Annotated in this window: 6 protein-coding genes; 4 read left to right on the plus strand and 2 right to left on the minus strand. The window is 68.4% G+C overall.

The genetic code is table 11. The features are described from left to right. A partial coding sequence (locus WBV89_RS00420) for a fatty acid desaturase family protein (protein WP_423979371.1) occupies positions 1–983 on the minus strand: 983 nt, incomplete at its 3' end. A 26-nt stretch (positions 984–1,009) separates the two neighbouring features. Between WBV89_RS00420 and WBV89_RS00425 the strand changes: the two genes are divergently transcribed. The 4 genes from WBV89_RS00425 (at position 1,010) to nadC (ending at position 5,563) form a co-directional block, all read left to right on the plus strand. Beyond that, the gene (locus tag WBV89_RS00425; protein WP_423979372.1) at positions 1,010–1,822 is read left to right on the plus strand and encodes a PaaX domain-containing protein, C- domain protein; all 813 of its coding nucleotides are present in this window, start codon (positions 1,010–1,012) and stop codon (positions 1,820–1,822) included. A 46-nt stretch (positions 1,823–1,868) separates the two neighbouring features. Then, positions 1,869–2,879, plus strand: coding sequence for a quinolinate synthase NadA (gene nadA, locus WBV89_RS00430; protein WP_423979373.1), 1,011 nt, complete (start codon positions 1,869–1,871; stop codon positions 2,877–2,879). Between the two features lie 26 nt (positions 2,880–2,905). Continuing rightward, a complete protein-coding gene (locus WBV89_RS00435; protein WP_423979374.1) occupies positions 2,906–4,588 on the plus strand; it encodes an L-aspartate oxidase in 1,683 nt (560 codons plus the stop codon). 63 nt (positions 4,589–4,651) lie between these two features. Continuing rightward, the gene (gene nadC / locus WBV89_RS00440) at positions 4,652–5,563 is read left to right on the plus strand and encodes a carboxylating nicotinate-nucleotide diphosphorylase (RefSeq protein WP_423979375.1); all 912 of its coding nucleotides are present in this window, start codon (positions 4,652–4,654) and stop codon (positions 5,561–5,563) included. Positions 5,564–5,594: 31 nt separating this feature from the next. On the opposite strand, the gene WBV89_RS00445 is transcribed toward nadC, so the two are convergent. After that, positions 5,595–6,251 (minus strand): FKBP-type peptidyl-prolyl cis-trans isomerase (locus WBV89_RS00445; RefSeq protein WP_423979376.1); only part of this gene is annotated, 657 nt, incomplete at its 5' end.

Raw genomic sequence — 6,251 nt, forward strand, 5'->3', positions numbered from 1 at the left:
CGTTCGGTCGCTGCCGCCATCTCCTGATCGGGCGCCACGCCGTTGGTCGCAGCGCGGACGAAGGCTCGATAGCTCGGGTACTCGAGTTGCTCGGTGACCCAGCCGGACGCCACCAACTCGGCGTGGAGGCGCGGCAGATTGCGCCACGGAACACCCATGTCGACGTGGTGCGCCAGATGCCAGCCCGTGTTGTACGGGACCATCCACATCCGGGCCAGAAGCGACTGGCGCACGACGTGCGTGGTGAGGCGACGGTCCTTCGAGCGGATCATGCCACCGTGCTCGGCGATCGAGCGGACCCGGTTCGAGACCCGCCACAGCGTCGACCAGGACAGGACCCACACGACGTACATCCATGGTCGTCCGATCGCGATCGAGAATCCGGCGCCGGCGACCTGCCATCCGACGATGTACCAGGCCTCGCGACTCCCGCTGCGGGCCGCGTTCCAGAGGCCGCGGAAGTTCTTGTATGCGCTGGTCCCGAATGCGTCGCGGCGCATCTTGCGGCGCCACGAGTCGGCGGGAATCGGGTAGCCGCTGTAGAGCCCGATGTCGGGTTCCTCGGGACCCATCTCGTCGCGATGGTGGGCGAAGTGAACACGGCGATACGCCTGGAACGCCTGGAAGGTCGGGTACGCGAGCACCCACCTCCCGACCCAGTCGTTGGCGCGGCGGTTCGAGAAGAGCAGGCGATGCGCGGCCTCGTGTCCGAGGATGTTGAGTCGCGCGTGACCACCTCCCAGCAGGAAGAACGCGAGAACGTATGCCCACCACGTGTTCAGCCAACCCGCTGCGGCGACGACGCCGAACGACAGCGCCAGAGCCCAGACGACCGTGAACACATTGCCGACGTTGTCGATGTGGCGCAGCTCGGAACGCAGCGGGTTGCGTGCCATCCCGCGTGCGTTCAGGCGGTCGGTCGGCAGGACGTCGGGCAACTCGTCGGGCGTCGGGACGAGGGTGGGAGCGAACGTCGTGGTCATCGACCTCCATGATACAGTACGCGATCGTGTCGAACAAGTTGCGTAACATCGGGTCGTCGAGATCAGTCGATTCCGTCGACGTCGCGGCACTCGGAATCGACCCGCTGAACGCCCGCTCGGTCGTGCTGTCGTCGTTGCTCGGTACGCACCCGCCGCAGCAGTCGGCACGATCGCTGATCGCGCTGGCGGAGCGCTTCGGAATCCGTCCCGGAACGGTCCGCACGGCGCTCTCGCGCATGGTCGCCTCCGGCGAACTCGAGAGTGACGACTCGCACTATCGACTGACCGGTCGACTGCTCGAACGTCAACGGGAACAGGACACCGGCCGGAGCACACCGGACACCGACTGGGACGGGACGTGGTGGTCGGTGATCGTCGAGTCGGATCGACGCACCGTGGCCGACCGACGGTCGTTCCGTTCGTCGATGCAGGGTGCACGCATGGCCGAACTCCGCCCCGACATCTGGCTGCGACCGGCGAATGTGACACCACCGCCACGAGCGAGCGGGGTGCTGCTGAGCCGTGGCGAACTCGATGCCGACGACGTCGACGATCTCGTCCGCCGGCTCTGGCCGCTCGACGACATCGAAGAGCAGGCGCGTCGTCTCGAACGGGCGCTCACGGACCACCTGCCGGTTCTCGGGTCGACTGACGCCGACACCGACCTGGCCACGACGTTCACCGTCGCCGCCGCAGCCGTCCGGTTCCTGCGCGTCGAGCCGCAACTGCCGCCCGAGCTCACCCCCACACCGTGGACCGCCGACGCGATCCGTCCGCTCTACGACGACTTCTCGGCCGCGTTCGAGCACGACCTGCGCGAGTTCTTTCGACGCGCGTGATCGCACGGACCGATCTCCCTGGACGGATCGGACGTACGCTGAGACCATGACCGCCTCCACGGATTCTGCACCGACGACCGAGGTCGACCTGCTCCCGAGCGACTGGCGTGAGCGGGTGCGAGCGCTCGCCGACGAGAAGGACGCGGTGATCCTGGCGCACAACTACCAGCTGCCAGAGATCCAGGACATCGCTCACCACACGGGCGACTCGCTCGGCTTGTCGCGGGTCGCCGCCGAGGTCGACGCGTCGACGATCGTGTTCTGCGGTGTCCACTTCATGGCCGAGTCGGCGAAGATCCTGAGCTACGACAAGACGGTGTTGATCCCCGACGAGCGCGCCGGCTGTTCGCTCGCCGAGACCATCACCGCCGATCAGTTGCGCGCGTGGAAGGCGGAGCATCCGAGCGCCGTGGTCGTGTCGTACGTGAACACCACCGCCGCGGTGAAGGCCGAGACCGACATCTGCTGCACGTCGTCGAATGCGGTCGAGGTCGTCCAGTCGATCCCGGCCGACACCGAGGTGCTGTTCTGTCCGGACCAGTTCCTCGGAGCTCACGTCCAACGCATCACCGGACGCGAGAACATGCACATCTGGATGGGCGAGTGCCACGTCCATGCGGGGATCAACGGAGCCGACCTGAAGGAACGTGTCGAGGCGGAGCCCGACGCCGAGCTGTTCGTCCATCCGGAGTGTGGCTGCGCGACCAGCGCCCTCTACCTCGTCGGGGCGGGCGTGGTCCCCGAGGCGCGCACCAAGATCCTCTCGACCGGCGGGATGATCGCCGCCGCGCGCGAGACCACCGCGAGCACGGTGCTCGTGGCGACCGAGACCGGCATGATCCACCAGCTCGAGAAGGCGGCGCCGAACGTGAACTTCGAGCCGGTCAACCGCGCCGCGGTGTGCAAGTACATGAAGATGATCACGCCGGCGAAGTTGCTGCGCTCGCTGTCGACCGGCACCGACGAGGTGACGATCGATCGAGACATCGCCGACGCCGCCCGCCAGTCGCTCGAGCGGATGGTCGCGATCGGAACCCCCTCGCCCACCGCCGAGTGACGTAACGCGCGTGGCACGATGAGCGGATGGTGTTACCTCGCCGACTGAAGGCACCCGCGCCCACGTGGCAACGCGACGTCGACGTCGTGGTGCTCGGATCGGGGGCCGCCGGACTGTCGGCCGCACTCGCGGTCCGACCGGTCCGCAGCGTGCTGGTCGTCACGAAGGGCATCCTCGAAGCTGGCTCGACACAGTGGGCGCAGGGCGGATTGGCCGGGGTGCTCGATCCAGCCGACTCGACCGAGAACCACGTCCGCGACACGCTCGTCGCCGGCGCCGGACTGTGCGACGAGGACGTGGTCCGTCAGCTCGTCGACGAGGCTCCCACCACCATCCGCTACCTGATGCGGCTCGGAGCGGCCTTCGACCCGAGCCACGACGACGTCCCGCGCCCCGGTCTCGACATCGACATCGCGCTGACCCGCGAGGGCGGCCACAGCCACGATCGGATCGTGCACTCCGGCGGAGATCGATCGGGTGCCGAGGTCCAGCGAACGCTCGACCAGTCGGCGGTCGGTGCAGGTGTCGAGGTGATGAACCACACGTTCGCTCTCGATCTCGTGGTCGGACGGGCGCCCGACGGATCGCCGCAGGTCGGGGGGGTCCGAGTCGCGCGGTTGGACGAGGACGGTGCGGTGCAATCGGTCGGGACGATCACCGCCCGCGCCGTCGTCATCGCGTGTGGTGGCTACGGGCAGGTCTTCGCGTCGACGTCGAATCCACCGGCGGTGACCGGCGACGGAGTCGCACTGGCGCTGCGCGCCGGACTCCCGATCCGCGACGCCGAGTTCGTCCAGTTCCACCCGACGGTGCTCTGGCGTGGACCGGGCGCGCGCGGACAGCAAGCGCTCGTCTCCGAAGCGGTGCGGGGTGAGGGGGCGATCCTTTACGACGCGGCCGGCGAACGGATCATGCAGGGCATCCATCCGCAGGAGGATCTCGCTCCGCGCGACGTCGTTTCGGCGGCGATCAGCGCGCGCATGGCGCTCGCCCCCGCCGGCGTCGACGATCACGTGTACCTCGACGCCACGCACATGGGCGAGCGCTTCGCGGAGCGGTTCCCCAGCATCTTCGCCGCATGCCGTGAAATCGGACTCGACCCGGCCACCGAACGCATCCCGGTCGCTCCCGCTGCGCACTACAGCTGCGGTGGGATCACGGCCGACCTGAACGGAACCACGACCCTGCCCGGACTGTTCGCGGTCGGGGAGGTCAGTTCGACCGGCGTCCACGGTGCCAACCGGCTCGCGTCGAACAGCCTGACCGAGTCGATCGTGGCCGGAACCCGGGTCGGTCGGGACCTCGCGTGGGAGCTTCCCGTCCCCGCACGGATCGCGCCAGAGAAGGTCTCGTCCGGCGCCGACGTGCTGTTCGATCCGGACCGACTCCGCGAGGTGTCCACGGCGATGTCGCGCCACGTCGGCGTAGTCCGCGACGCGACGGGCCTCGCATCCGCGATGTCGACACTCGGCACGCTCAGCCGTGCAACGAACGGAGGCGTCGAGCCGAGCCGGGATTCGTGGGAGGCCACCAACCTGTTGACGATCGCCTCCGCCGTCGTGTCCGCAGCGTTGGAGCGGACCGAGAGTCGTGGCTGCCACCGACGCAGCGACCATCCCGGCACCGAACCCGCGTGGCTCCGTCACCTCGAAGTGGTGCTCGACCCATCCGGTGCGGTCGACGTGCGCCCCGCGCCAGCCTCCGTGTGACGGGGTCCGCTCGACGGTGACGGACTGGGTCGAACCGCCTCCGCCACGCCTAGGGTCGGGCGGATGTTCGTCTTCCATCCGCTCTCCGACAGGACGCGAGCGCAGCTGATCGATGCCGGTCTGGATCCCGATGCAGTCGCGGCTGTGGTGCGCATGGCGATCTCCGAGGATCTGATGGGCGGGATCGACGTCACGTCGACTGCGACGATCCCGGAAGATCAGCGGAGCATCGCCACGTTCGGCGCCCGTGAGGACGGTGTGGTCGCCGGCCTTCCCGTCGTCGCCGCGGTGATCGAGGCCGTCTGCGGCAGCGCAGCGAGCGAGGTCGAACTGCTCGTCGACGATGCATCATCGGTCGTCGCCGGAACGGAGGTCGCACGCGTGACGGCGCCGACCCGCCTCCTCTTGACGGCGGAACGGACTGCCTTGAACCTGCTCTGCCATCTGTCCGGCGTGGCCAGCCTGACGCGACGGTGGGCCGACGCGCTCGCCGGGACCTCTGCCACCGTGCGTGACACGCGCAAGACGACGCCGGGACTGCGCTCACTCGAGAAGTACGCCGTGCGCTGCGGCGGCGGCGACAACCATCGCATGGGTCTGTCCGACATGGCGCTCGTGAAGGACAATCACGTGGCGGCAGCAGGCGGCATCGCTGCCGCCTACGAACGTGTGCGGGCCCTCGAGGGTTCGATTCCCGTCGAGATCGAGGTCGACTCGCTCGACGGGCTGCGCGAGGCGATCGCGGCGGGTGCCGACGAGGTCCTAATCGACAACTTCACGCCGACCGAGATGCGCGAGGCCGTCGCCATCCGGGACGAGGTCGGCCCGACGGTGCGTCTCGAGGCGAGCGGCGGCCTGACCGTCGACACGGCCAGGGCGGTCGCCGAGACGGGCGTCGACCTGATCGCGGTCGGCGAACTCACCCACTCGGCGCGGGTGCTCGATCTCGGATTGGACCTGATCGTCGTCGTGTGAGCGAACGCTGGGAGGCGCGCCGCGCCCCGGCTCAGTAGATGCCGAGGAGGTCGATCACGAAGATCATGTCGGTGTCGGCGGGAAGGCCACCCTGCGGATTGCCCTCGACTCCGAAACCCTCTTCCGGCGGAATCGTGATCGCCCGGGTACCGCCGACGTTCATGCCCTCCATGCCCTCGAGGAGACCGGGAAGCAGACCCTCTTCGAACGGGATGCTCAGCGGCTCGCCGCCCCAGTTGCTCTCGATCGCCACGCCGTTGTCGCCGCGGAAGTTGACATACCGGATCACCGCGGTGTCTCCCAGCTCGAGCGCCGCTCCGTCGCCGACGACGAGGTCTTCGTACTCGGTGGCATCGACGCCCTCGTCGACCGAGAGTTCGACGCCCGGCTCGGTCGGAGCGTCGTCGGGGTCGGCCGGAGGAACCACGGCGAGGACATCGATCACGAAGGTCAACGCTTCGTTCTCGCCGATCAATTCTCCGCGGCCCGCTTCGCCGTAGGCGAGATCGGCCGGAATGTCGAGTTGCACCTGCTCGCCGGCCTGAGCTCCGACGAGTCCATCGTCCCAACCCTGGATCACGCTGCCGCTGCCGAGCACCACGGGGAACGGTTCCCCACGGTCGTAGCTGTTGTCGAACTCGACGGCGTCGGAGGAGCGCACGCCGACGTAGTTCACGAAGACCGTGTC

The organism is Ilumatobacter sp., from assembly GCF_049588435.1.
GTDB lineage: Bacteria > Actinomycetota > Acidimicrobiia > Acidimicrobiales > Ilumatobacteraceae > Ilumatobacter_A.